The sequence below is a fragment of the Mycolicibacter acidiphilus genome, assembly GCF_018455725.1.
In the GTDB taxonomy this organism is placed as follows: domain Bacteria; phylum Actinomycetota; class Actinomycetes; order Mycobacteriales; family Mycobacteriaceae; genus Mycobacterium; species Mycobacterium acidiphilum.
This window is the reverse complement of the sequence record NZ_JAHCLR010000121.1, coordinates 1-1,209: the sequence shown is the minus strand read 5'-3', so window position 1 is coordinate 1,209 and position 1,209 is coordinate 1. Positions and strand designations below refer to the sequence as shown.

The 1,209-nt window shown below is 65.9% G+C and carries 1 protein-coding gene; it reads left to right on the top strand.

Annotated features, from left to right (window positions below; genetic code table 11):
- Positions 1-275 precede the first annotated feature (275 nt).
- On the top strand, positions 276-1,209 hold a 934-nt coding region (locus KIH27_RS22095; protein ID WP_214095088.1), incomplete at its 3' end, for an IS110 family RNA-guided transposase.

Genomic DNA, 1,209 nt, shown 5'->3' with positions numbered 1-1,209 from the left:
GGGCACCGACATTGATGATGTTCAACCGCTTCGGGTGAGGATGGTCTTGCTCGCTGGCTGCCGGTGATGACCCTGGCACCGACTGACGCCCTGGCCGGGTTGTCTTTCATTTGATTTGTCTCACCGGCGACCAACGGGCAAGCACCATCGGCGCCCTGGTGGGGCGGACATGACCTAATCAGGAGCCTGGCCGTTCCTCATCAATGTCTTGTCTGCCCGCCCCACCGGGCTGTCACATCCGGCAAGCGATCACCTACCGAGAGGACACCCCCATCGTGGCAGATCGACCCCGCGTCGTCATCGGCGCAGACACCCACCTCGACACCATCCACCTCGCTGTCTTGACCGAGACCGGCAAACCCGTAGCCGACGCGGAGTTCGGCACCCGGCCAACGGACTACTACATGGCGATCGCCTGGGCGCAGAGCTTCGGCGAGGTGATCAGCGCCGGCGTTGAAGGCACCGGTAGTTACGGCGCCGGGTTCACCCGCGCACTGCAAGCAGCCGGTATCGCCGTCGCCGAGATCAACCGCCCCGACCGCGCAGCACGACGGCGACGGGGAAAATCCGATCCCCTTGACGCCTATGCCGCTGCACGAGCGGCGTTGGCCGGTGACGGACTAGCTGCACCTAAAGATGAGCAGGCCACCGCGCTCAAGGCGTTACTGATTGCCCGCCGCGGTGCGGTCAAGGCCCGCACCGCCGCGATCAACCAGATCAAATCCCTGCTCATCACCGCACCAGCTGACCTGCGGGAACGCTACCGTCGCCACACCACCACCAACCTGATCAAAGCGCTGTCCCGATGCCGACCTAGCGCCCAGGCCGATCCCATCGCGGTGGCGGTGCTGACCGCATGCAAGGCACTGGCGCACCGGATTGAGTTCCTGGAACGCCAAAGCGATGAGCTCACCGCGGCACTGGATGCCATCGTCAACTCGATCAATCCCGCCCTACGGGCGGCCCACGGTGTCGGGCCGGACACCGCGGCCCAGTTACTCATCACCGCCGGGACCAACACCCACCGACTGCGCAACGAGGCTGCCTTCGCCATGCTCTGCGGCGTCGCACCCATCCCGGCATCATCGGGCAAGACCACCCGCCATCGCCTGTCTCGCGGCGGAGACCGGGCAGCGAACAACGCGCTGTACCACATCGCCCTGGTCCGCTGGTCCAACGACCCCCGCACCCGCGACTACGCGGCTCGAC